General features: G+C 72.6%; 20 protein-coding genes, 2 pseudogenes and 1 riboswitch. Of the genes and pseudogenes, 10 read left to right on the top strand and 12 right to left on the bottom strand.

Features of this window, described 5'->3' with window-relative positions; all coding sequences use genetic code 11:
• Positions 1–119 precede the first annotated feature (119 nt).
• Positions 120–1,154: pseudogene (locus C1I95_RS16710) on the bottom strand (App1 family protein phosphatidate phosphatase); the annotation flags it as partial.
• Positions 1,155–1,360: 206 nt separating this feature from the next.
• Here C1I95_RS16710 and C1I95_RS16715 point away from each other — a divergent pair.
• The 4 genes from C1I95_RS16715 to C1I95_RS16730 all read left to right on the top strand — a co-directional run bounded on the left by C1I95_RS16715 (position 1,361) and on the right by C1I95_RS16730 (position 5,761).
• Complete coding sequence (locus C1I95_RS16715; RefSeq protein WP_111214769.1) at positions 1,361–2,974, top strand: ArnT family glycosyltransferase; 1,614 nt, start codon at positions 1,361–1,363, stop codon at positions 2,972–2,974.
• Positions 2,975–3,035: 61 nt separating this feature from the next.
• Entirely contained in the window at positions 3,036–3,830 is a 795-nt protein-coding gene (gene yaaA, locus C1I95_RS16720) for a peroxide stress protein YaaA (RefSeq protein ID WP_111214770.1), read from the top strand.
• A gap of 98 nt (positions 3,831–3,928) precedes the next feature.
• A complete protein-coding gene (locus C1I95_RS16725) occupies positions 3,929–4,600 on the top strand; it encodes a hypothetical protein (RefSeq protein ID WP_111214771.1) in 672 nt (223 codons plus the stop codon).
• Positions 4,601–4,798: 198 nt separating this feature from the next.
• Positions 4,799–5,761 (top strand): TAXI family TRAP transporter solute-binding subunit, encoded by a 963-nt coding sequence (locus tag C1I95_RS16730; protein ID WP_233513709.1) that lies wholly within the window; start codon positions 4,799–4,801, stop codon positions 5,759–5,761.
• 27 nt (positions 5,762–5,788) lie between these two features.
• Here the strand turns inward: C1I95_RS16730 and C1I95_RS16735 are convergent, their stop codons facing one another.
• The 8 genes from C1I95_RS16735 to C1I95_RS16770 form a co-directional block, all read right to left on the bottom strand.
• Complete coding sequence (locus tag C1I95_RS16735; RefSeq protein WP_111214773.1) at positions 5,789–6,043, bottom strand: helix-turn-helix transcriptional regulator; 255 nt, start codon at positions 6,041–6,043, stop codon at positions 5,789–5,791.
• A 44-nt stretch (positions 6,044–6,087) separates the two neighbouring features.
• Positions 6,088–6,948 carry an ABC transporter permease gene (locus C1I95_RS16740; protein WP_111214774.1) on the bottom strand — a complete coding sequence of 287 codons (861 nt, stop codon included), beginning with the start codon at positions 6,946–6,948 and terminating at the stop codon, positions 6,088–6,090.
• Positions 6,945–7,916, bottom strand: a complete 972-nt coding sequence (locus tag C1I95_RS16745; protein WP_233513710.1) for an ABC transporter ATP-binding protein — start codon at positions 7,914–7,916, stop codon at positions 6,945–6,947. Before C1I95_RS16745 ends, C1I95_RS16740 begins: the two co-directional genes overlap by 4 nt.
• A 100-nt stretch (positions 7,917–8,016) precedes the next feature.
• Complete coding sequence (locus C1I95_RS16750; RefSeq protein WP_111214775.1) at positions 8,017–9,453, bottom strand: sensor histidine kinase; 1,437 nt, start codon at positions 9,451–9,453, stop codon at positions 8,017–8,019.
• Positions 9,454–9,463: 10 nt separating this feature from the next.
• Complete coding sequence (locus C1I95_RS16755; RefSeq protein WP_111214776.1) at positions 9,464–10,120, bottom strand: response regulator transcription factor; 657 nt, start codon at positions 10,118–10,120, stop codon at positions 9,464–9,466.
• 178 nt (positions 10,121–10,298) lie between these two features.
• On the bottom strand, positions 10,299–10,610 hold the full coding sequence (locus C1I95_RS16760; RefSeq protein ID WP_111214786.1) for a hypothetical protein: 312 nt from the start codon (positions 10,608–10,610) through the stop codon (positions 10,299–10,301).
• Between the two features lie 82 nt (positions 10,611–10,692).
• Positions 10,693–12,915, bottom strand: coding sequence for a DUF6077 domain-containing protein (locus tag C1I95_RS16765; protein ID WP_111214777.1), 2,223 nt, complete (start codon positions 12,913–12,915; stop codon positions 10,693–10,695).
• A gap of 203 nt (positions 12,916–13,118) precedes the next feature.
• Positions 13,119–13,718, bottom strand: coding sequence for a TetR/AcrR family transcriptional regulator (locus C1I95_RS16770; RefSeq protein WP_111214787.1), 600 nt, complete (start codon positions 13,716–13,718; stop codon positions 13,119–13,121).
• A gap of 217 nt (positions 13,719–13,935) precedes the next feature.
• Here C1I95_RS16770 and C1I95_RS16775 point away from each other — a divergent pair, with 217 nt between their 5' ends.
• The 5 genes from C1I95_RS16775 (at position 13,936) to C1I95_RS16795 (ending at position 19,321) form a co-directional block, all read left to right on the top strand.
• Positions 13,936–14,835: an ABC transporter permease gene (locus C1I95_RS16775; RefSeq protein ID WP_111214778.1), complete on the top strand. Its 900-nt coding sequence runs from the start codon at positions 13,936–13,938 to the stop codon at positions 14,833–14,835.
• 10 nt (positions 14,836–14,845) lie between these two features.
• On the top strand, positions 14,846–15,646 hold the full coding sequence (locus C1I95_RS16780; RefSeq protein WP_111214779.1) for an ABC transporter ATP-binding protein: 801 nt from the start codon (positions 14,846–14,848) through the stop codon (positions 15,644–15,646).
• Between the two features lie 159 nt (positions 15,647–15,805).
• Positions 15,806–17,314, top strand: a complete 1,509-nt coding sequence (locus C1I95_RS16785; RefSeq protein ID WP_111214780.1) for a bifunctional cytidylyltransferase/SDR family oxidoreductase — start codon at positions 15,806–15,808, stop codon at positions 17,312–17,314.
• Between the two features lie 44 nt (positions 17,315–17,358).
• Positions 17,359–19,056: a CDP-glycerol glycerophosphotransferase family protein gene (locus tag C1I95_RS16790; protein ID WP_111214781.1), complete on the top strand. Its 1,698-nt coding sequence runs from the start codon at positions 17,359–17,361 to the stop codon at positions 19,054–19,056.
• A gap of 52 nt (positions 19,057–19,108) precedes the next feature.
• Entirely contained in the window at positions 19,109–19,321 is a 213-nt protein-coding gene (locus C1I95_RS16795; protein ID WP_111214782.1) for a helix-hairpin-helix domain-containing protein, read from the top strand.
• A 50-nt stretch (positions 19,322–19,371) separates the two neighbouring features.
• Here the strand turns inward: C1I95_RS16795 and C1I95_RS16800 are convergent, their stop codons facing one another.
• A complete protein-coding gene (locus C1I95_RS16800) occupies positions 19,372–20,115 on the bottom strand; it encodes an alpha/beta fold hydrolase (RefSeq protein ID WP_111214788.1) in 744 nt (247 codons plus the stop codon).
• A 224-nt stretch (positions 20,116–20,339) separates the two neighbouring features.
• On the opposite strand from C1I95_RS16800, the gene C1I95_RS16805 reads away from it, so the two are divergent.
• Positions 20,340–21,377, top strand: coding sequence for a hypothetical protein (locus C1I95_RS16805; RefSeq protein WP_199523783.1), 1,038 nt, complete (start codon positions 20,340–20,342; stop codon positions 21,375–21,377).
• Positions 21,378–21,497: 120 nt separating this feature from the next.
• On the opposite strand, the gene C1I95_RS16810 is transcribed toward C1I95_RS16805, so the two are convergent.
• Together C1I95_RS16810 and C1I95_RS16815 are read right to left on the bottom strand one after the other, a co-directional pair.
• Positions 21,498–22,379, bottom strand: a complete 882-nt coding sequence (locus C1I95_RS16810; protein ID WP_111214784.1) for a C39 family peptidase — start codon at positions 22,377–22,379, stop codon at positions 21,498–21,500.
• Positions 22,380–22,604: 225 nt separating this feature from the next.
• Positions 22,605–22,747, bottom strand: a riboswitch (cyclic di-AMP (ydaO/yuaA leader).
• A gap of 341 nt (positions 22,748–23,088) precedes the next feature.
• Positions 23,089–23,489, bottom strand: a pseudogene (locus C1I95_RS16815) (hypothetical protein); the annotation flags it as partial.

Consider the following 23,489-nt stretch of genomic DNA (forward strand, 5'->3'; position numbering starts at 1 on the left):
GTCACCTGGTAGCCCCAGGAGCCGCCGAACGGGTGCTCCATCACCGGCAGGAACTCCACGTGGGTGAAGCCCAGCTCCACCACGTACGCGACCAGCTGCTCGGCCAGCTCGCGGTAGCCCAGGCCGGCGCCGCGCAGCAGGGTCCAGAGGCCGGCACCGTCGGGCGCGGAGAGCCACTTCTGCCCCACCGGCCCCTCCGTCGGGCGGCCGTGCGGGACGGGCAGGCTACCGGCGAGCACGGCCTGGGTGGGCGAGAGGCGGCGGATGGCCACGCCGGCCACGTTGTCCGGGTGGGCAGCGGCGAACTCCCGGTAGATCTCCTGGTCGTGCTGGCCGTCGTCGCCGACGAGCAGCCAGCGTACGTCGGGGAACTCCCGAGCCAGCCGGGCCAGGGTGGCCCGCTTGTGCTCCCGGCCGCTGCGAAACCAGCGGTCGTGGGTGGGCCCCCAGTCGGTCAGCAGCAGCGGCCCGGCCGGGTAGAGATGCCGGGACAGGAACCGGGTCAGTGTCGGTGCGACGTTCCACGCGCCGGTGGACAGGTAGAACACCGGGGCACCGGGGTGGGCGGTGACCAGCCGCTCGTAGAGCACCGCCATGCCGGGCACGGCCATTCGGGCGTGCTCGTCCAGGACGAAGGTGTTCCAGGCGGCGAGCAGTGGGCGGGGCAGCGCGGTCACCATGACCGTGTCGTCGATGTCGGAGAGGATGCCGAAGCGGACCTCCGGGTCCAGGATGCGCACCGGCGCCTCTACCGGCTCGGCGTCGGGCGTGCTGAGCCGGACCGAGCCCCAACCGGGCGACAGCTCCGCCTCGACCACGGTGTCGACGAAACCACTGCGGTCCGCCCGCGCCTCGTGGCTCACCCCGCCGGTCTCGATGGTCACCGTGACGTGCTTGGCCGGCAGGGTGGTGAAGCTGCGCCAGCCCCGGACCTTCTCCAGCCGGCCGCGCTGCCGCTTGTCGGGCCGCCCCAGCAGTACCCGGCACATCACCCGTACCCAACCGGGCGCGCCGTAGCCGGTGTAGGCGATGATGTTGATCCGCCAGCCCGTCCGCCGCAGCCGACGCTCGACCAGGGCGTGCACGGCGTCCTCGATCCGCGCGGCCCGGTGCAGATTTGGTACGGCCAGCTGGCCTGCGGGAGTGGGTGGCACGCTGCAACCCTGCCACACGCCGACGACCTCGGCCACGCGGAGCCAGGCCCGCACCCCCGACCCATGACACCTTGATCGTCTGCGTCCCGGTGACTCCCGCCTCGGCGGTTCGGGTCACCGGAATGCGGACGATCAAGGGCAACGGCCCCCGGGCGGGCGCCGAGCCGTGAAACACTCCGGTCGGACGACGACGGGGGCGATGGGTCGTGCCACAACCAGGGCAGCGGCGCGGACGGTGGCAGCCACGGCTCGACCGGCCGGCGCTCGTCGCGCTGGTCCTCGGTGCGGCCGCGGTCGGTTACCGGCTGGTCCTCACGTTGCAGACCGTGCCGGTGTCCAACAGCGACGAGGCGACCTTCGGGCTGGCCGCGCTGCACATCGCGCAGGGCCGGGAACATCCGGTGTTCCTCTACGGCCAGCGCTACATGGGCATGCTGGAGTCCTACCTGGCCGCGCCCCTGATCGCGGTGGCCGGGCCGAGCTGGCCGGTGCTGCGGTTGCCAGTGCTCGCGCTCTACGCGCTGTTCCTCTGGCTGATCCACCGGCTGACCCGGCGAATCGGCTCGCCGTGGTTCGCCACCGCGATCGTCGGGCTGCTGGCGCTGGGCGCCGAAAGGGTGATCCGGGACCAGGTGACAGCGGTCGGCGGCCGTCCGGAGGTCAAGGTCGCGGTGCTGGCGATGCTCCTGATCGTGGTGGGGCTGGCCCGGCGGACGGTACGACGCCGCTGGCTGGCCGTCGGCGGCTTCGGGCTGCTCGCCGGGCTGGCCCTCTGGTCGGACTGGCTGATCGTGCCGTACCTGGCGGTGGCCGGGCTGGCCCTGCTCTGGGCGGCCCGCCGGGAACTGCTCGGCTGGGCCGGGCTGCTGCTGGTCGCCGGGTTCGTGGTCGGGGTCGCCCCGATGATCCGCGACAACCTGGTGGCCCCGCCCGGCCAGGACTCCCTGTCGGTGCTGGGCAAGATCAGCAACGGGACCGGGTCGGCACCGTCGTGGTCCCAGCGGCTGGGCGGCGGTCTGCTGGAGGGGGTGCCGCTGGCCGCCGGGCTCTGCCCGGTCGACGGCTGCGCCCGCTGGCAGCAGTGGTTCGGTCTGCTCTACCCGGTGCTGCTGGCCGTCGCGGCGGCGCTCGCCGTGGTCGCGTACCGCCGGGGCACCGGGCGGCCCGACCGGGTCGGGCCGGTGGTGCATCTCGCGCTGCTCGCCGGTGCGGCGCTGACCCTGCTGGCGTACGTGCGCAGCCCGCTCGCCGCGACGGAACCGCTGAGCAACGCCCGCTACCTGTCGGTGCTGCAACTGTCGCTGCCGGCGGTGCTCTGGCCGCTGTGGGTGGCGACGGTGGCCGGCTGGCGCGGGACGGTCGGCGTGGCGGGCCGGCTGGTGGGCGCGTTGGCCACCGCCGTGCTGGCCGCCCTGGCGGCGACCTCGCTGGTGGTCACCGTGCTGTTCGCCACCGTCGGCCTGGCGCCGGGCCGTACCGAGGAACGGAACGCCCGGGACCTGGCCGCCACGGTCCGCGCCGCCGGGCTGCGCGAGGTGTACGGCGACTACTGGACGTGCAACCGGCTGATCTTCAACACCGCCGAGGAGGTGGTCTGCGCGGTGCTCGACGGCGACCTGCACCGCGGGCAGAACCGCTACCCGGCGTACTGGTGGCGGCTGGCCCGCGCCGAGCGGCCCGGGTACGTGCTGGCCACCGGCACGCCGGCCGAGCGACGGCTGCGGGAGCTGCTCGGCGACCAGGCCGACGCGGCGCTGCTCGCCGAGGTCGGCGCGTATCGCGTGTACCACCCGCAGACGCCGCTGCGGCCGTGGCGGTAGGCGGGGCCGTACGCTGACCGGACCCGGCGCGTGGTGCGTACCGGGGTCGTCGAGGAGTCACATGCTCATCCTGCTGCCGCCCTCGGAGGGCAAGGCCGACGCCGGGGCGGGCCGCCGGCTGGACCTGGCCCGGCTGTCGCTGCCGGAACTCAACCCCGTCCGGCAGGAGGTGCTGGCCGCGCTGGTGGCGCTCGGTGCCGGGCCGCCGGAGGCGGCGCTGGCCGCGCTCGGGCTGGGCCCGGGTCAGCACGGCGAGCTGCGGCGCAACGCGCGGCTGGAGCGGGCCGCCACCGCACCGGCCGGCCGGATCTACACCGGGGTGCTCTACGAGGCTCTCGACCTGGCCACGCTCCCGCCGGCGGCGCAGCGGGCGGCCGGGCGACAGGTGCTGGTCAGCTCGGGCCTGTGGGGGGCGGTACGGCTGACCGACCGGATCCCGCCGTACCGCTGCCCGATCGGGGCCCGACTGCCCGGCACCGGTGCGCTGCCGGCCGTGTGGCGACGGGTGCTGGGGCCGGCGCTGACCGCGGCGGCCGGTGCCGGCCCGGTGCTGGACCTGCGTTCCGGCGCGTACGCCGCCGCCTGGTCACCGCGTGGTGAGCTGGCCGTCCGCACCGTGACCGTACGGGTGCTGCACGAGCGGGAGGTCGACGGTGTGCCGGTGCGTACGGTGGTCAGCCACTTCAACAAGGCCACCAAGGGCCGGCTGGTCCGTGACCTGCTGCTCGCCGGAGCCCGGCCGCGCACCGCGGACGCCCTGGTGACCGCCCTGCGGGACCTGAAGTACACGGTGTGCGAGCAGCCCACGCCCCCCGGCCGCGCACGCCAGGTCGACCTGGTGGTTTCGGAGCTGTAACCAGGCGCAAGATTTCCTCAAGGCTGGGCCGGATCGGTACCACCCACCGGCGTCACGGGTCACCGTAAGGGAACCCGACGCCACAAGGAGGCCCTCCGGTGGTTGCCGAACCGATCCTGCTCGACCGGCACCGTCCGCCGTCGACCCTGCCGTTACTGGACTGGACGACCCTGGCCGACGCGTTCGAGACGGCCTGCCTGCTGCGGTGCATGCCGCCCCCGGCGGCGCCCCGTCAGCGGCTGGCCCGGCTGCCGGTCCAACCGGCGACGATCGAGTTCAACCGGGAGGAGGCGGCCCGGCGGACACGGCAGCTGCTCGACCGCCTCGACATCCCGGTCCGGCACGAGCGGGCCGTCGGCGGGCTGCGCCGCCGCTACGAACTGCACCGGCTGGACGTGCCCCGCGAGCACCGGTCGGCGTACGTGGCCATGGTGGAGAACGGCTGGCACCGCGGCCGGCGGGAGCTGCTCGGCGGACCGGTGCCCGGCGCCTCGACGGCGCGCCGGCTGCGGCGCACCGGGTTGGCCGCCGCCGCCTGGCGGGCCGCGCTGCTCGCGGGTGGCCGGCACGTCCGCCGGCACATCCTCGGGGTGCGGATCACCGACCGGGAACTCGCCGCGGTGCTGGTCCGCGGCGCGGCGCTGCTCGACGTACCGGCGATGCTGCGCCCCGGCACCGGCTGTTACCTGGTCAGCGTCGCCCACGGCCCGGACCGGGACCGGATCCTGCACCACGCCGGAGAGGAGGCGGCGCACCGCCCGGTCGCCTGACCTCCCGGCCACGAGCCGGCCGGACCGGGTCCCGGCCGGGGCGTCCGGGGCGCCGATCGGGACCCGGCGCCCCGGACTTCTGTCCCGATTCGTCACCCGGCCCGGGTAGCTCCGGCGACCCCGCCGGGCCGCGGCCGGGAGTATGCTCCGCCACCCCGGGCTTGCGTCACAGGGGTCCGGCGGCGCAAAGTGCTGCCCGTGAGCCGTACCCGGTATGCCGCCCGAGCCCGCCGGCACGGTGCCCGCGCGACGCTGGCGCTGGCCGTGCTGCTGGCCCTGCCCGGCCTCGGCGCTTGCCGGGACTCCCCCGGCGATTCGGTGCTCATCCGCATCGCCACCGGCAGTCCGACCGCCGTCTACCACGCCTTCGGGGAGTCACTGGCCGCCATCCTCAACCGGGAACTACCCAACGTGCACGCCGAGGTGATGGTCACCGCCGCCTCGGCGGAGAACATACGGCTGCTCGGTGCCGGCGAGGCCGAGCTCGGCTTCACCCAGGCCGACGTGCTGCCCGCCGATCCGGGCCCGGACCCGCCGGTGGTGGCGGTCGCCCGGGTCTACGACGACCTGCTGCACCTGGTCACCTCCGCCGACAGCCCGGTGCACACGTTGACCGACCTGCAGGGGCGCCGGGTCTCGGTCGGTGCGCCGGGGTCGGGGACCGAGATCACGGTCCGCCGGCTGCTCACCGTGGCGGGGCTGGACGGCGTGCAGGTGCAGCGGGAACGGCTCGGCCTGGACGATTCGGTGGCCGCGTTGCAGGCCGGGCAGATCGACGCGTTCTTCTTCTCCGGCGGGCTCCCGGTACGCGCCGTCGCCCAGTTCGCCCGGGACACCCCCACCCGCATCGTCGACCTCGGCGAGTGGACCGCCCCGCTGCGCCAGGGCAACCCGGAGGTGTACGTGCCCCGGGACATCCCCCGCTCGGTGTACGGCATCGACCCGGTCACCACCGTCGCCAACCCCAACTATCTGGTGGTCCGGGCCGACCTGCCCGAGGCGGTGGTCCGCGAGGTGACCCGGCTGCTGATGGAGCGGCGGTCAGAGTTGGCGGCCGCGCACCCGGCGGCGGGGCGGATGAGCCCCCGCGCGGCCATCGCCACCTCACCGCTGCCCCTGCACCCGGGCGCCGCCTCCTGGTACCGCGCCAGCAAACCCTGACCGCACTGGCCAGGCGGGCCGGACCGGTCAGGCGGACCGGGCGGCCCGCGCGGCGGTGCTGTCGCCGAGTCGGGGGAACGGTTCGTTGGAGAAGACCACCTCCACCGGCACCTCGAAATGCCGGGCGATCCGCAGCGCCAGGTGCAGGCTGGCGCTGAACTCGCCGCGTTCGAGGTAGCCGATGGTCTGATAGTGGACGCCCAGCGCCTCGGCCAACTGGCGGCGGGAGATGCCCCGTTCCGCCCGCAGCATGGCGATGCGGTTGTAGACGACCTCACTCATGCCGGCACTCCGCTGACGACTCGCGCTCCCTCATGTCCCGTCCCTCACGTGACCCGCTGCAGGGCCTTCTCGCGGCGGGCGGCGACGCTCGACCCGGACTCCCGACGGGCCATCCGACGCAGCACCACCGGCGCCAGGACCAGCCCGGCGGCCGCCCACCCGCCAAGCACCAGCAGCGTCTCCAGGTGCCGCCACGACTCGCCGATCTCGACGGCGGCCATCGCGCCGGGCAGCAGCGCCGACCGCATGCCGAGGCCGAGCCAGTAGATCGGGAAGACCTGCGCCAGCCCCTGCAACCAGCCGGGCAGTGCGGTGATCGGGTAGAAGATGCCGGAGGTGGCGATGAGCCCCATGACCGGCAGCATGACCAGTGCCATGTTGCGAGGGTTCGACAGCAGCGATCCCAGGACCGCCCCGATCGGCATGGTCGCCACCATCCCGATCAGCAGTACCCAGACCAGGGTCACCCAGGCACCCGGACTCAGCGTCAGCCCGTCGAAGAGGAAGAGACCCGGGACGAGGAGCAGGGCGACGCTGACCAGCGTCATCCCGGAGATCATGGTGATCTTGCTGATGAGGTAGCCGAGCATCCCGTTCGGGGTGGCCTTGGCGCGCAGCAGAGTGCCGTCCTCGCGTTCGATGACGAGGGTCGAGGCCATGCTGACCAGCCCGCCGAACGCCACCGTCATGCCGAGCGTGCTGGGCAGGGTCTGCGCGCCCAGCGAGAAGTCCGTGCCCGGCACCCGCGAGTCCCGGAGGAAGAACATCACCACCAGCAGAATGACCGAGGGGAAGAAATAGCCCCACAGGGTCTCGGCGTTGGTGAAACCCTGCCGGAGCTCGATCCGGCCGCGGGACAGACCCGCCCGGGCCGCCACGAACAGCGGATTGACCGTCGGGGTCATCCGGCCACCTCCTCGAACGCGCGGGCGGCGCTGCCGGCGCGCCCGGACTCGTACTCGTGGACCAGCGCCATGTAGGTGTCCTCCAGGCTGGCCCGACGCACCTCAAGGTCGGCGATCTCCTCGCCGTGCTGCGCCAACAGTTCCCGGACGAACGCGGTCGCGTCGCTGGTGGAGTGGACGAACCGGGCCCCGCCCCGGCTCCACCGCACCTCGGCGTCGACGGAGATCCGGCGGGACAACTCGTCGGCGGAACCGCTGGCGATGATCCGGCCACCGGCCAGGATGAGGATCCGGTCGGCCAGCTTCTCCGCCTCGTCCAGGTCGTGGGTGGTGAGCAGGATCGTGGTGTCGTCGATGTCGGTGAGCCGGTGCACCAGGTCGTGGAACTCGCGCCGGGCGGCCGGATCGAAGCCCGCGGTCGGCTCGTCGAGGAAAAGCACCTCCGGCCGACCGACGATGCCGATCGCCACGTCGACCCGGCGACGTTGACCGCCGGAGAGCTGCCCGACCCGCTTGTCGACGTGCTCGGTCAGCCCGACCACCTCGATCAGCTCCTCGACGTCCCACGGTCGACGGATCTGGTCCGCCGAGTAGGGCGCGTAGAAGGAACCGAGGTGGGTCAGGAGCTCCCGCACCCGCCACCGGCTGTGGTCGCGCCAGGACTGGAGCACCACGCCGAGCCGGGCGCGCCACCGCTCGTCGCCACGCGCGGGGTCCACCCCCAGCACCTCGACCCGTCCGGCGGACCGCATCCGGAAGCCCTCGAGGATCTCGATGGTGGTCGTCTTGCCGGCACCGTTCGGGCCGAGCAGCACCAGCACCTCGCCGCGCCGCGCGGTGAACGACACCCCGGTGAGCACGTCGGTGGATCCGTATCGCATTCGCAGGTCGTGCACGTCCAGGGCAATGCCCCGGTCGGCCGGCGACCCGGTGACGGTCGGGGCTTCCGCCCCGGCGCGGACAGCCATGGGATCACTCCTCCCCGTATCAGTTCTGCGCCAGCAGATAGCATCCATGCTACAAACCACCGCAAGTCCTTTACCGTCCCGGGGTCTCGCCTGGCTTGCCTCAGGCCACCACGGACGCGGACGGCGCCGGCTCGGCGGAGGCGGGCGGCTCGGCGGAGCTGGCCGGGACCTCGGCCGCCGGGAACCACAGCGCGGCGACCAGGCCACGCGGGTGGTTCGGGTGCATGGTGAGCCGACCGTCGGAGGCGTCGACCAGCACGGCGGCGATGGTGAGCCCCAGCCCGGCACCGTCGACGTTCTGCACCTCCGGTGCCCGCCAGAACCGCTCGGTGGCCTGGCCGAGCTGGCTGCTGGTCATGCCCGGGCCGGTGTCGCGTACCTCCAAAGCCGTCCCGCCGTCACGGGGCGCGACGGTGACCGTCACCTCGCCGCCGGCCTCGCTGAACTTCACCGCGTTGTCGATCAGTGCGTCGAGCGCCTGGTCGATGGCGGTCGGCACGGTCCGGGCGTACACCGTTGTCGGGTCCGCGGCCAGGCGCAGGGTGATCGAGCGGTGCCGGGCCAGCGGCTCCCAGGCCGCCACCCGCGACGCGGCCGCCGCCGTCGCGTCGACGGTGACCCGCTGGTTCTCCCGGCGCTCGGCACGGGCCAGGGTGAGCAGCGCGTCGAGCAGCAGGGCCAGCCGGTCGGTCTCCTCCAACGCCAGCCGGTGCTCGGCGCGGCCCTGTGGGTCGGTCAGGCTCGGCCCCAGCTCCTCCACCCGCAGCCGCAGCGCGGTCAACGGATTGCGCAACTGGTGGCTGGCGTGCGCGACGAACGCGCGCTGCCGGTCCATCACGTCGGAGACGACGTCGGCCATGTGGTTGAAGCTCGTCGCCAGGCGGCGCAGCTCCGGCGGGCCTAGCCGGTGCTGCACCCGGGCACCACGATCCCCCTCGGCGATCTCGTGGGTGACCGCGTCCAGTTCGGTGACCGGACGCAGCACCCAGCCGGCCAACCCGAACGCGGTGAGCACGCAGGCCAGCACGGCCAGCAGACCGATGACGGTGAGCAGCAGCCACCAGGTGGCGACGGTGCGGCGGACCCCGTCGGTCGGGGTGGCGGTGACCACCGCCCCGAGCACCTCGCCGCCGTCGTTGATGGGCACCGCCACCACGATCGGCCCCTTCACCCAGGGCCACACCGAGTCGGGCCCGCTGGTCTGCTGGCCGGACAACGCGACGTCCAGTGCCGCCCGGGTGCCCGGGGCCGCCTGCCAGCTCGCCGAGGCCACCACGATCCGGCGGTCCCGGTCGAGCACCGCCGCACCGATCCCGTACAGCTCGTCGTAGCTGCCCAGCTCGGTGTCGAGCGGCCCGGGCGTGCCACCACGCAATGCCGGCCCGGCCAGCGAGGCGAACCGGGTGGCGTCGGCGACCCGGTCGGCCCGGACCCGTTCGGTCTCCCGGGTGGTCAACGTCATCGCCAACGGCGTGCCCAACGCGACCAGCACCAGCACCATCAGCAGCAGGTAGCTGATCACCAGGCGCCGTCGCACCGCAGGCCCCTCACTCGTTCCGCAGCCGGTACCCGACGCCGCGCACGGTCTCCACCAGGCGCGGGTCGCCGAGCTTGCCGCGCAGCGAGCCGACGTGCACCTCCACGGTGTGCCGGTCGGCGAAGGTGGTCCCCCAGGCGTCGAGCAGGATCCGGTCGCGAGGTACCGCGACCCCGGGCTGGCGGGCCAACGAAAGCAGGACGTCGAACTCCTTGCGGGTCAGCGAGACCAGCCGGTCGGCCACGGTGACCGTGCGGGCGGCCACGTCGATGCGGACCGGCCCGACCTCGAGCAGGTTACGCGCGGGTGCCGCGTGCGAGGCGCGCCGGAGCACCGCCTCGATGCGGGCCTGCAACTCGACCATCGAGAAGGGCTTGACCACGTAGTCGTCCGCGCCGAGCCGCAGGCCGAGCACCCGGTCCCGCTCCTCGCCGCGGGCGGTCACCGCGATGATGCCGAGCTGGCTGCTGCGCCGGCGCAACTCCCGGCACAGGTCGGTGCCGTCGCCGTCGGGCAGGGTCAGGTCGAGCAGCACCAGGTCGCACGGGGCCGCGGAGATGGCGGCCGCGACGGTGGCGGCGTGTTCCACCTCGTACCCGCGCCGGGTCAGCGCGGACGACAACGCGGCGGCCACCCGACGGTCGTCCTCGACCAGCAGGATGCGCACCCGGCCTCCCCGTTCGGTCTGCTCTCTGCTGACCCCGATTGGTTTCGGTTCCGCGGAACCTTTCGAATTGGTCTTCTGTCAACGTTGCTGACCTTGAATGACCTTGGTCAGCTCGCTGACCATAGATGGTCGCAGACAACCCGCCGGGGTGACAGGCCCGGGGCCGGTGGGCCGGGCCTCAGAGCCCGAAGACCTCGTCGGCGGTGGTGTCCCGCACCCCGTCCACGAATCCTTTGAAGGCGGGATCGTCGTGGCTGGCCGGCACGGTGGTGACGACCTCGCCGGTGGCCTCGGTGACCGCGTCGACCAGCGGCGGGAAGTCGATCTCGGAGTCGGCGAGCGTGTCGTCGTCGGCCTCACCGAGATTGATCACGTGCTGCACGTCCTCGGACGGGGTGGCGGGGTCGTCGGCCCAGTCGGCGCCGGCCCGGTAGCACTCGTCGTAGAGCGCGCGCTGGCTGTCGGTCCAGTCCTCGTGGTAGCTCTCCATGCCCATCCCCCTGTGCGACGGCCTGCCCCTTTCGAGCATGCCCGCCGACGCGACGGACCGGGCCGAAACGGCCGCAGCCTGGTCAGTCGCGGCGCAGGCAGGTCACCGCCCCGGGCTGGTCGGGAACTGGTGGCGGGCGCTCGGCGAACTCGGTGTAGCCGAGCCGCGCGGCGGTCCGGCGGGCGAAGCGGTTGCCGTTGTAGACACAGATCGTCCCCACGTCCAGCCGCTCCAGTGCCCCGGCCACCTCGTCACGGGTCGGTCGACCCTCGGCCGGCCCCCCGTCGGCGAACCGGGTCAGCAGCAGCCGATCCTGGGAGAACTGCGAGTTCAGGTCGTACTCGACCAGGAAGAAGTCGCGTGGCAGCACCACCCGCGCCTGGCTGGTCAGGATCGGGATGGTCCGCATGATGGTCGCCGGCGCCAGCACGAGCCCGTCCGGGCGGTCGAGGCCGTCGATCCACTCCGCGATGCCCTGCCGCTGCGGCCGGAGCTTGAAGGTGGGCTCGTCGTGCACCTCCACCCCGCTGCGCTCGGCCCACATCGGGGTGGCGTAGACGGCGAACGAGGCCACCATCGCCCCGGCCAGCACCAGGCCGACCAGGGCCCGCACGGTACGCAGCCGGGTGGGCAGCCAGACGGTGCACAGCAGCCCGATCAGCGCCGGCAGGGCGAGCAGCCACGGCACCCGCCAGAGCACCACCGAGATACCGGTGAGCGAGCTGATCCACTCCAGCACCCCGGGCACCAGCAGCACGCTCAGCGTGAGCGCGCCGCCGGCCGCGAACAGCGCCGGGGTGCGGCGGCGGGCCAGCAGCGGCCCGCACCACAGGGCGAGCCCGCCGATCACACCCACGATGCCGATCTCGAAGGTGCGCCGGTAGGTGTGCGCGGCGTCGTAGAAGTTGACGTCCGCCGCGGCCTCGTTGGCCGACGTGCCGAGGGCCAGCTGGGTGACGACCACCGCCCCGACCGGGTACGCCAGGGCGGCGACACCGGCGGCCAGCGCCGACTTCCAGCGCCCTACCAGCAGCATCATCAGGGCCGCCCCGCCGACCAGCAGCGGCAGGATGATCGCGGCGGTGGTGGTGAGCCCGATCGCGGTGATCGACAGCGCGACGATCAGCACCAGGCCGCGCTTGGACCGGTCGTCGAACCAGCGGGTCAGGTAGAGCCACATCAACGGCACGACCGCGGAGACGAACATGCCCTTGCCCTGGTAGAGCCGGGGCAGGTGGAAGGTGCCCAGGGCGGCGTCCGGGCCGCAGACCAGCGCGAGGAAGGCCGCGGCCACGGTGAAGGCGAGCACCGGCCGTCGCGGCGCCCAGCGCTGCACCACCCGCCAGAGCGCCAGCACGGCCAGCACTGCCAGCACCGGCAGCAGCACGTACCAGGTCGCCGCGACGCCCGAGATGCCGAGGAAACGGCCGAGCGCACCGGCGAAGACCTCGATGCTGGCGATCGGGGGCTGCGAGGCCATCGCCGGGAGGACGTTCTCGCTGAACAGGAAGTCGTTGAGCGGAACGATGTCCCGGTCCGCCACCCACGTCGACCGGCCCACGTAGTAGATGTCGTCGGGGGTGCTGCGGGCCAGGTAGAGCGAGGCGACCGCGGCCACCCCCGCGATCAGCAGCGCGTACGCCGACTGCCAGGCGGTCGGTGCCGGCGCCGGCGGCCGGGTGGCCGGGGTGACCCGCCAGGTCCGCCAGGTCAGCAGCACCGCCCCGACGGCGGCCACGGCCCCGGCCGAGGCCGGCACCCACCAGGAAATGCCGGCCCCGGCCGGGGTGCCGGCCAGTCCGGCGGTGATCGCCGCGCCGGTGCCGACCAGCAGGACCAGCACCGTCCACCAGCGCTGGGCGACCGGCATCCGACCGGCGGCGTCGGTCGCCGGGCTGCCGGCCCCGTCCTCCGCCGGGCTGCCCGCCCCGCCCTCCGCCGGGGTGGCCTCCGGGTCCGCGTCGGTCGGGGGGTCCGTGGCCGGCACCGGGACCGCGCGACCGCGCCACCGCGGCAGGGCGAGCCGGATCAGCAGGGCGAGCAGGGCCAGTACCGCGCCGGACACCAGCCAGATCCGGAACGTCAGCGACGGCGCGAGGCCCAACGGCAGGGCGGCGTGGTACAGCAGCGTCCAGAGCGCGAATGCCAGTACGGCGCCGTCGGTGAGCACGGCGGGTATGGCGGCGAACCCCGCCCGGATGCGGCCCAGCACCGCCCGGACCCGGGCGGAACTGCTGGGGGTGGGACCGGTCGGCCCGTCGCCCACTGCCGGCGTGGGCGCGGCGGCGACGGTTTGGTCGGTCATCGACACGGAACGTCCTTGTCGTCGAACGGGCAGTGCGGCGCGCTCAGGCGGTTCCGAGCGCCGTGGCGGCCCCCCGTGCCGCACAAACCACACCCAGAGTAGTAGTCGTCCCCGGAGCCGAGTCGAGCGGACGCGCGGGACGACGGCAGCCGGTCCGGTGCCAGGGGGCAGGCCCTGCCAGCGGTACCCCGGCCAGGCCCTGCTCAACCAGTGACGGGCGCCTCGCGCTGCCGGGGCAGCGCGTCCTGCATGCCGAGCCCGAGCGCCACCGACTCGACCAGGGTCTCCAGGTAGCTGTCGGTGACCGGGGTGCGGGCGATGGCTAGCCGCCAGTACAGCGGCCCGACGATCAGGTCGACCGCCGCCTCCGGGTCGGTGGCGGCGGGCAGCTCGCCGCGCTGCACCGCACGGCTGATCAGCCGGCCGGCGACCTCCTGCTGCCGGGCCCGCAGCACGCGTTGCAGCGTCTCGGCGATGGTCGGGTTGCGAGCGGCCTCGGCCAGCAGGTCGGGAATGATCTGCGAGGCCAGCGGATGCCGCAGCGCGTGCGCGACCACCTGGAACAGCAGCGCGAGGTCGCCGCGCAGGCTGCCGGTGTCCAGCGCGGGCAGGCGGCCCCCGGCGGCGGTGGCGACCACCTCCAGGACGAGGTCGAGCTTCGAGCTCCACCTGCGGTAGATCGCGGTCTTGCTGACCCCGGCCCGCCGGGCCACCGCCTCGATGGAGAGCCGGCCGTAGCCGACTGCGGCGAGTTCCTGCATGAGGGCGCGGCGGATGGCCGTGGTGATCTCCCCACGGAGCACGGCCGCACCGGCGGGTGCGCGCTTCTTCTCGGTCGTCACCTCGGACTCTTCTCGGCTGTCACGCAGAACAATGTACCGCAACGACGCTACGGTTGCGTCCCGACGTGTTTCGGACTACTGTCCACCCAGCGGCGAGGCGGCGCTCCACGCACGGCCACGCTAGATTCCATCGTCGCGAGACAATCCGCCAGCACGACAGATCGGAGCGCCCATCCCCATGGCCAACACCGCGCTGGCCGACCCCGACGCCGGCCTCCCCCCGGCCCAGCTGGCCGCCCGGCACGGGCTGCGAGTGGCCGGCCAGCGGCCCTCGCTGCGCCGCTACAGCAGCCAACTATGGAAGTATCGGCACTTCATCGCCGCGTACGCCAACGCCAAGCTGACTGCCTCGTTCAGCAACGCCCGGCTCGGACAACTCTGGCAGGTGCTCACCCCGCTGACCAACGCGGCGGTCTACTACCTGATCTTCGGCCTGGTGCTGGAGCAGAGCCGGGGGATGGACAACTTCATCGCCTACCTCACCACCGGGCTGTTCATCTTCAACTTCACCCAGACCACGGTGCAGCAGGGCACCCAGGCGATCAGCGGCAACCTCGGGCTGATCCGGGCGCTGCACTTCCCCCGGGCCTGTCTGCCGCTGGCCATCACCGTCACCCAGTTCCAGCAGCTGCTCGGCTCGCTGGCGGTGCTGGTCGGCATCGTGCTGGCCACCGGGGAACCGATCACCCTGGCGTGGCTGATGCTGGTGCCGGCGGTGCTGCTCCAGTCGGTCTTCAACGCCGGGCTGACCATGGCGGTGGCCCGGCTGGGCGCCAAGGCCACCGACCTGAAGCAGGTCATGCCCTTCATCCTGCGGGCCTGGATGTACGGCTCCGGGGTGCTCTACAGCGTCAAACTGTTCTCCGAGAATCTGCCCGGCTGGGCCACCGCCCTGGTGCAGTTCAACCCCATGCTGGTCTACATCGAGCTGGCCCGGGTCGCCCTGCTCGAGAACGCGCCGCTGCTCAACGACTCCCTGTTCCTGACCTGGTTGGTCGCGGTGGGCTGGGCGATCGTGATGGGCCTCGGGGGCTACCTCTACTTCTGGCGCGGCGAACAGGAGTACGGCCGTGGTTGATCATCTGGCAATGTCCAACGACGTGACGGTGACCCTGCCCCGGGTCCAGGAGCGGATCCCGACCGTGGTGGTGGACGACGCGCACGTCGTCTACCGGGTGCACAAGGGTTCCGCCGGCAACACCAGCCCGGTGGCCGCGCTCAAACGGATGGTGACCCGCACCTCCGCGCCGAACGTCCGGGAGGTGCACGCGGTCCGCGGCGTCAGCTTCACCGCGTACCGCGGCGAGGCGATCGGGCTGATCGGCACCAACGGCTCCGGCAAGTCGACCCTGCTGCGGGCCATCGCCGGGCTGCTGCCGGTGGAGCGGGGCGCGGTCTACACCCAGGGCCAGCCGTCGCTGCTCGGGGTGAACGCCGCCCTGCTCAACGACCTGCCCGGTGAGCGCAACGTCACGCTCGGCTGCCTGGCCATGGGCATGTCCCCGGCCGAGGTGCAGCGGCAGCTACCGGAGATCATCGAATTCTCCGGGATCAACCAGCGCGGTGACTTCGCCTCGCTGCCGATGCGCACGTACTCCTCCGGCATGTCGGCCCGCCTGCGGTTCTCCATCGCGGCGGCGAAGAAGCACGATGTGCTGCTGATCGACGAAGCCCTCGCCACCGGCGACAAGGCGTTCCGTAAGCGCAGCGAGCAGCGGGTGCGGGAGCTGCGGGAGGACGCCGGCACGGTGTTCCTGGTGAGCCACCAACTCTCCTCGGTACGGGACACGTGCGAACGGACAATCTGGCTGGAATCGGGTGTTATCCGGATGGATGGGCCGACCGCGGAGGTACTACGGGCCTACGAGGCATTCACGAACGCCAAGTAGAATTCGGGTGAACGTACGGCGCCCTGCGGCGCCGCGCGGACCGCGTCGCCACGTTGGGGTGACGCGGTCCGCGCGTTAAGGTTCATCCCGCCGCCGTGTCGGCGGAACCTTCCGTTCACGTACCTCCGACGCATGCATCCCCGAGAGCGAGGACCGGCAATGACGCAGGACCAGACCACCGACCCGGGCACCACACCGGAACACCCGGCACCGTGGCGGCCCTCGCGGACGGTGGCCGTGGTGCTGGCCGGCGGCACCGGCACCCGGCTGGGCCTCGGCATTCCCAAGCAGCTGCTGAAGATCGCCGGCAAGCCGATCATCGAGCACACGCTGGCCGTCTTCGAGGGTGCGCCGGAGATCGACGAGATCATCGTGCTGATGGCCACCGGTCACCTCAACGAGGCGCAGCAGATCGTCAGCAAGGCCGGCTTCCGCAAGGTCACCAAGGTGATCGAGGGCGGTGACACCCGCAACGCCACCACCCGCGTCGCGCTGGACGCGGTGGGCGACGAGGACTGCAACATCCTCTTCCACGACGCGGTGCGGCCCCTGCTCAGCGGCCGGATCGTCCGGGAGTGCGTGAACGCCCTGTGGACGTACTCGGCGGTCGACGTGGCCATCGCCTCGGCGGACACGATCATCCAGGTCGACGAGAACGAGTGCATCACCGACATCCCGGTGCGCGCCACGCTGCGCCGCGGCCAGACCCCACAGGCCTTCCGCTCCGGCACCATCCGCGAGGCGTACCGGCGGGCCGAGGGCGACCCGAACTTCGCCGCCACCGACGACTGCGGCGTGGTGCTGCGCTACCTGCCCGGCACCCCGATCAAGGTGATCGACGGCTCGGACGAGAACATCAAGGTCACCCACCCGGTCGACGTGCACCTGGCGGACAAGCTGTTCCAGCTGGCCGCCGCCCAGGTGCCGCGGCTCACCGACCACCGCGCCTACAGCGAGGAGGTCACCGGCCGCACGATCGTCGTCTTCGGTGGCAGCTACGGAATCGGCCACGACCTGACGGAGCTGGCCCGCAGATACGGTGCCCAGGTCTTCCCGTTCAGCCGCTCCAGCACCGGCACCCACGTGGAGCGCCCCGAGGACGTCGAGGCCGCGCTGAAGACCGCCTTCGACGCCACCGGCCGGATCGACCACGTCGTGGTCACCGCCGGGATCCTGGAGAAGGGCGCGCTGACCGAGATGGACCAGGAGACCATCGACCGGGTGCTCCAGGTCAACTTCGTCGGCCCGGTGACCGTCGCCCGGCAGGCGCTGCCCTACCTCCAGCACACCAAGGGGCAGTTGCTGCTCTACACTTCCAGCTCGTACACCCGGGGCCGGGCGGACTACGCGCTCTACTCGGCTACCAAGGCCGCTCTGGTCAACCTCACTCAGGCGTTGTCGGACGAGTGGGCCGAGCTCGGCGTACGGGTGAACATCATCAACCCGGAACGGACGGCCACCCCCATGCGGACCAAGGCGTTCGGCGCGGAGCCCGAGCACACCCTGCTCGCCGCCGAGACCGTCGCCCAGGCATCACTGGATGTGCTGATCTCTGATCTCACCGGCCAGGTGATCGACGTACGCCGGCCCCCCGGCGAGACGCCGGCCGCCACGGTGCCCACCCAGACCGAGCGTTCGGCGAGCACCACCACCACCACCGTCGGCTGACCGGCCGGCGACAACCGCGAGTCAACCGCGAAGGCGACACCGAGATGCGTGGTGACCTGGTCAGGAAATTGGCCGCCCGGGGCCTGGCCACCGGTGGGGCGGTCCTGGCGTTCCTCGTGGTCGCGCTCACCGGCGCGACCACCTGGGGGCTCGGCCTGGCGGTGGCCGCGCTCGCCGCCACGGTCTGGGAGCGGCGGGTACGCCCGGGCGCCGACGGCGTCGCGGAGACCACACTGATCGCGGCCGGGGTCCTGGTCGGCTACGCCCGGCAGCTCGACGCCGGCTTCGACCCGGCCCTGGCCGCCACCGCCCTGGTGCTGCTGGGCATGGTGCTGCTCACCGGCCCGCTGCGGGAGGCCGGGAACCGGGAGATCCGCGCCGCGAACCTGCCGGTACGCACCTGGGTCCCGCAGGTCGCCGCCCGCCTCTCCGACGCCGTGGCGGGGCTGCTCGCCGGGCTGGCCCTGGCCGCCCTGGCGGGCCTGCCCGCCGCCGTCGCCCTGCTGGCGAGCCTGCTGGTGAGTGCCGCCGCCGGTGCGGTCGCCCTCGACCTGGCCCGGCGACGGTTCCGGCCGGCCCCCGGCGGGTCGGCGGTCACCCGGGCGCTGCGCCGGCACCAGCCCGAGTTCGTGCTGCACTTCTCCGCCCCGCCCGGATCGGAGTACCAGGTCACCATGTGGCTGCCGTACCTCGAACGGATCGGCCGGCCGTTCGTGGTGATGTTGCGGGAGCCGGAGTCCCTGCCCACCATCGCGGCGGCCACCACCGCCCCCGTGGTCTACTGCCCCACCCTGCGGAACATGGACGAGGTGCTGGTGCCGAGCCTGCGGGTGGCGTTCTACGTCAACCACGGCGCGAAGAACAGCCACTGCATCCGCTTCACCCAGCTCACCCATGTGCAGCTGCACCACGGCGACAGCGACAAGTCCCCCAGCGCCAACCCGGTCTCGGCGCTCTTCGACCGGATCTTCGTCGCCGGTGAGGCGGCCATCGACCGGTACGCCCGGGCCGGGGTGGAGATCCCGGCCGAGAAGTTCGTGGTGGTCGGCCGCCCGCAGGTCGAGGCGATCGAGGTACGCAGCCAGCCGGCGCGCGGGCTGGCGAACCCGACGGTGCTCTACACCCCCACCTGGACCGGGCACCACGCCGACACCGACTACTGCTCGCTGCCGGTGGCCGAGACGCTGCTGCGGCGGCTGCTCGACCGGGGCGCCACGGTGATCCTGCGGGCCCACCCCTACACCTCGCAGAACCCGGCCTCGGCCCGACAGCTGGGGCGGCTGCACGAGTTGCTCGCCGCCGACCGGACCCGCACCGGCCGACCGCACCTGTACGGCGCCGCAGCGAGCCGGCTGACCCTGGCCGAATCCGTGAACCGGGCGGACGCGCTGGTCTCCGACGTCTCCGGGGTGGTCTCCGACTGGCTGTACTCGGGCAAGCCGTACGTGGTGACCGACATGGGCGCCGACGGCGACCGGTTCACCGAACGGTTCCCCCTCGCCGCGTCCGGCTACGTGCTGCGCCACGACATGGCCGACGTGGACGACGTGCTGACCCAGTTGCTCGACACCGACCCGCTCGCCGAGGCCCGCTGGGCGACCCGGCGGCGCTACCTGGGCGGCTTCCCCGCCGAGTCGTACGCCGAGGCATTCCTGGCCGCCGCCCGTCGTGAGCTGGACCCGGCCTGGATCCCGCCGCCGCCCCGCGTCGCGACCGGTACGCCGCTCTCCTCCGCAACCTGAACGACGGCCCCGGACGGGCGCGCCGCCAGGACGCCCCGGCTACCCTGACAGCGTGAGCACCCACGACGCACCGGCGCCGATCAGTGACCTGCCACCGATCGGGCGACCGGCCACCAACGCCCTGATCGATGCCGGCGTCACGACGCTGGCCCAGGTGGCCACTCACCGCCGGCGCGACCTGTTGGCCATGCACGGGGTCGGGCCGAAGGCGGTCGACATCCTGGCCGCCGCGCTGGCCGAGCAAGGGTTGACCTTCGCCGACTGACGGACGCCGGCGCACCGCCGCAGCAGCACCAACCCCCGGGAGCCGGCGGGTCAGCGCCAGGGGTCGAGCAGGGCCAGCACGGCCGCCGGATCCTCCACGTGGGCGTTGTGACCGAGCCCGGGCAGCGTGGCCACGGGTACGCCGTACTCCTTGAGCTGGGCGTCGGAGACCATCGGGTCGTGCTCGCCGCGGGCCAGCACGACCGGCACGTCGATCGCGGCCAGCAGGGCGGTCAGGTCGGGCTCGCCGACGGCGAACGCGGCCGGATCCATCGCCAGCCGCCACCGGCCGTCGACCTGCCGCAGCCCGGCGTCCACCGCTGGTTGGTCCGGGGCGAGGAGCCCGGTCAGGCCGGCGACGCGCAGGTACCGTCGGGCCGCCTCGTCCCGGGTGACGAACCAGGTGACCGGGCGGGCCGCGAGGTCAGCGGCGCGGGCCAACTCCTCCGGGGACCACACCGCCTTGATGCCGAGCCCGACCACCGCGTCGACCACCACACCCCGGCTCGCGGCGGCCAGCGCCAGGCCGACCACCCCGCCGAGCGAGTGCCCCAGCACCACCACCCGGTCACCGGCGCCCAGACTCCCGGCGACCCGGTCGGCGAGACCGGTGAACGAGTACTCCGGCAGCGGGGGCGAAGCGCCGTGGCCCGCCAGATCCGGGGCCAGCCACCGCCCGGGCCACCGCTGTTCCAACAACGGCGCCCAGGGCAGCCACACGTCGCCGGTCGCGCCCATCCCGTGCAGAAGCAGCAGGACAGACCGACCGGCCCGGTCATCTGATTCGTCGGCCATCCGCGCAGTCTGCCAGTGCCCGGAGACGGCGGCGAGACCGGCGACCGGCACACGACACCCGGCGATGGTCGCTGCCCAGCCCGCCGCAGAACGCCACCCGGCCGCCCCGCGCGAACTGTCCTAATTGACCGGCCGGGCCACCCGAAGATCAAGATCAATATAGAGTACGCCCCGGCTGCCCGCGCGGAGGCGCCATCGCACCATCGACCCGACAGGAGTGTGCCTTGCCTCTGAAGAATCGGTCCGGCTGGCTGGCTGCCACCGTGGCCGTAACGCTGCTCGCCCTCCCATTGCCGGCCACTGCCGCCACGTCGACAACAGCCGATAACGCGGACACCGCAGCGGCTGCGGATCGGGTCCTTCGGGTCTACAACAACAACATCGAGAACCTCGTGGTGAACAACGCCGACGGGACCTGCACGCGGGTTTCCGGGCCGGACCAGTTGACCTCGATGCTGGTGGACGACAACGGGCAGAAGGGAACCTCCGGAGTGGCCGCGCCCGACCTGCTGATCGTGCAGCAGGTTCGCGGCACCGGGCAGGCCGAGGCGTACGCAAACCAACTCGGCACCAAGTTCGGCTACCCGGCCGGCACCTACCGGGCGATCGTGGCCTGGACCGACCCGGAGCCGTGGGGCAGCACCCACAAGTGCAGCGACCAGTCCCTCGGCGACCTGAAGAAGAAGCAGACCAACGCCATCATCTGGAACTCCCGGACGCTCAACCTCGCCTCCGACGACATCTCGAAGTACTGGAGCGCGGGCTGGCTGAAGCCGGGCACGGCCTACAACAACGGCGCCGGTTGCACGCTCTACAAGCCGCCGAACAACGACGACGGCACCACCAACGCCCACAAGTGGAAGCGCACCAGCGCCATCGCCGCACGGTTCACCATCAAGGCGACCGGGACCAGCGTGTTCGCCGCCACCATGCACCTGCCGGAGCAGAACCGGCAGAACGCCTGTGCCGGGGACGGCATCACGGGTATCAGCAACAGCGGCATCCACATCGGCACGGACGCGACCAGGCTGATGAACAACTCCACGATCCGGATCGTCGGCATCGATGCGAACCGGACGGGCCTCGCCGCGAGCACCTTGAGCAGCTTCGGCATGACCGGCTACGGATCGAAGGCGACCAGCGGCTCCAGCAAGATCGACTACATCTTCATCCAGGGCACCGTGCAGGCGTCGAGCATCGACTACACGGTGAGTGGCACCAAGTCGAACCACATGGCGCTCTACGGCTTCATCACCTACTGACGACACCGGTCTTCCGACCGACCACCGCCCATTGCTACGGCGAGGGCGCCCGGACCGTGCGGTCCGGGCGCCCTCGCCGTTCCGATCAGAAAGGAGCTACCGATCAGGAGGAGCTGCTGGTCAGGAGGAGTAGCCGCGGGTGGCGGCCCAGTTGGCCAGGTCGATGGTGCTCATCCAGTAGGAGTAGTACGACGGGTCGGCCGAGTCGGCGATCTTCACCTGCCGGCCCGCGTCGTCGTAGCCCACCACGGCGATGTAGTGACCGCCGGGGAAGGAGTGCCAGCCGCCGTCGGTGTCGGTGGCGCTGCCGGCGACGTTCACCACGACGGCCCGTCCGTCACTGACCGCCGCCACGACGTCGGCCTGGAGCTGGTCCATCTGGGTCGGGGTGGCCGAGCCGCCGCGGATCATGGTGGTCTCGTACGGGCTGCCCTTGACCGTGGCGTTGAGCACCCGGGTGGTGTCCTCGGCCGAGTTGGTGCCGGCGTAGGTGGTGCCGAGCTGGGTCGCCAGGGTGTCCTGGTCGCGGTCGATGCCGGCGGCGCTGAGCGCGTTCCGCACGGCGGCCGGGCCGCAGTAGTAGCCGGTCGTCTGGGCCTGGTAGTCGTAGTCGAGGACCTTCGACGCCGGCGGCTTCGGCGCCTCCGCCTTCTTGCTGGTCACGTCCGGGTCCGGCGTGGCCGAGCTGGCCTGCGGCGACGGCGACGCGGCGACGCTGGCCGGGGCCGCCTCGCTGGCCGGGGCGGCGCTGCTCGGCGCGGCGGTCGACGGGTCTGCCACGACCCGGGCGTCACCGCGGGACACGGCGGTGTCGCTTCGCAGCTCGGCGACGGCGGTCGTGGTTTGCGCGGTGGCCGGGCCGTCCTCGGCGCTGGCGAGCAGGGCACCGCCGCCGGTCGCGAGGACGAGCGCAGCCGCCGACGCGGCGACGACCTGGTACGGACGTTCGGTGGCCAGCCGGCGGAGCTGACGCTTGACGGTGTGCTTCACGGAATCCTCCACGGGGCTCAGGGGTGAGCGGCGCACCGGCTCCGGCGGTCAGGTCGGTACGGGTACCGATGACCACCCGAGTACGCGGATGGGCCGTTCAACGGGACGCGCCCGGGACACCGGGCGGCGGCGGTGGGCCGGATCAGCTCGCGGCCACCGGGCCGGCGAGCGCGGGCACCGCAGTGCCGTGGAGGCGGGGGAACAACGGGGGGATAGCGGAGTGCTGCACGAGGTTGGAACTCCTTCCGACACCGCCGACCGGGTTAGCTGACGGATTCGGGCGGGAAGATCGCCCTACCGCGGGCCAAGGCTCGCGGATTCACCCCAGTGGTGCAGTGGGTCCCCGGTTCGCGAAACTCGCGATTGAGCGGGTCGACGCGGCGTCGCCTTTTGCGATCGGTTACCGCATCGGACGGGCCGACACTACTGGCCGACCATTCCCGTGCCAACCCTTCCTGAGCTGCTTAAACATGATCAAGCTCGGTTATTTTCGGATATTCGTCAACTGTCGTCTCTCAATGGGATTACGGGTGAAAGAGGCGCCCTGGGGCAACAACCGGACCGCCCACCGACAATGCCGCAGACATTGCGGCAACGATCGACCCGACTGCGTCCGGTGACCGTTTCTCCACGGCACGTGACCGGGCTCACGGAATCATCGGCCCCGCGTCTCGGCCCGCGCCCCACGTCGGACCGACCGCCCGAGGCGGGGGTCAGCCGATCAGCCCACCCGCGCCGGCCGCCAGCGCAGGCTCACGGCCGGGCGTCCGACGCCGGCCCGGCGGGGCGCCGGCAGCCGGTTCGGCCGGAGCCGCTCGGCGGCGGCGTACGCCTCGGCGGAGAGGGCACGGGCCGCCTCGGCGGCCAGTTCGGCCGCTCGCCACGCGTCGCGCTCGCGCTCGGCAGCCGCCCGGTAGACGGCCAGGCGACCGTCGCGTACCACCCGGGCGAGGACGATCTCCTGCTCGGCCGGGTGCCGCCGAGGGTCCCAGCCCGCCCGGTGGGCGAGCACGTCGCTGAGCTGCCGGGCCGACAGGTCCCCGCGCCAGTGCGCGGCCATCGCGGCGTGGTGCAGCCAGCGCTCCCGGGCGGCGTACTCGGCGGGGGTGCGGGGCGTACGGG

This window comes from Micromonospora craterilacus, from assembly GCF_003236315.1.
Lineage (GTDB): Bacteria > Actinomycetota > Actinomycetes > Mycobacteriales > Micromonosporaceae > Micromonospora > Micromonospora craterilacus.

Excerpts from the sequence above, each read along its gene's own strand:
- yaaA (WP_111214770.1), top strand. The coding sequence starts at position 3,036 with ATGCTCATCCTGCTGCCGCCCTCGGAGGGCAAGGCCGACGCCGGGGCG.
- C1I95_RS16735 (WP_111214773.1), bottom strand. The coding sequence starts at position 6,043 with ATGAGTGAGGTCGTCTACAACCGCATCGCCATGCTGCGGGCGGAACGG.
- C1I95_RS16740 (WP_111214774.1), bottom strand. The coding sequence starts at position 6,948 with ATGACCCCGACGGTCAATCCGCTGTTCGTGGCGGCCCGGGCGGGTCTG.
- C1I95_RS16745 (WP_233513710.1), bottom strand. The coding sequence starts at position 7,916 with ATGGCTGTCCGCGCCGGGGCGGAAGCCCCGACCGTCACCGGGTCGCCG.
- C1I95_RS16760 (WP_111214786.1), bottom strand. The coding sequence starts at position 10,610 with ATGGAGAGCTACCACGAGGACTGGACCGACAGCCAGCGCGCGCTCTAC.
- C1I95_RS16765 (WP_111214777.1), bottom strand. The coding sequence starts at position 12,915 with ATGACCGACCAAACCGTCGCCGCCGCGCCCACGCCGGCAGTGGGCGAC.
- C1I95_RS16775 (WP_111214778.1), top strand. The coding sequence starts at position 13,936 with ATGGCCAACACCGCGCTGGCCGACCCCGACGCCGGCCTCCCCCCGGCC.
- C1I95_RS16780 (WP_111214779.1), top strand. The coding sequence starts at position 14,846 with ATGTCCAACGACGTGACGGTGACCCTGCCCCGGGTCCAGGAGCGGATC.
- C1I95_RS16785 (WP_111214780.1), top strand. The coding sequence starts at position 15,806 with ATGACGCAGGACCAGACCACCGACCCGGGCACCACACCGGAACACCCG.
- C1I95_RS16790 (WP_111214781.1), top strand. The coding sequence starts at position 17,359 with ATGCGTGGTGACCTGGTCAGGAAATTGGCCGCCCGGGGCCTGGCCACC.
- C1I95_RS16800 (WP_111214788.1), bottom strand. The coding sequence starts at position 20,115 with ATGGCCGACGAATCAGATGACCGGGCCGGTCGGTCTGTCCTGCTGCTT.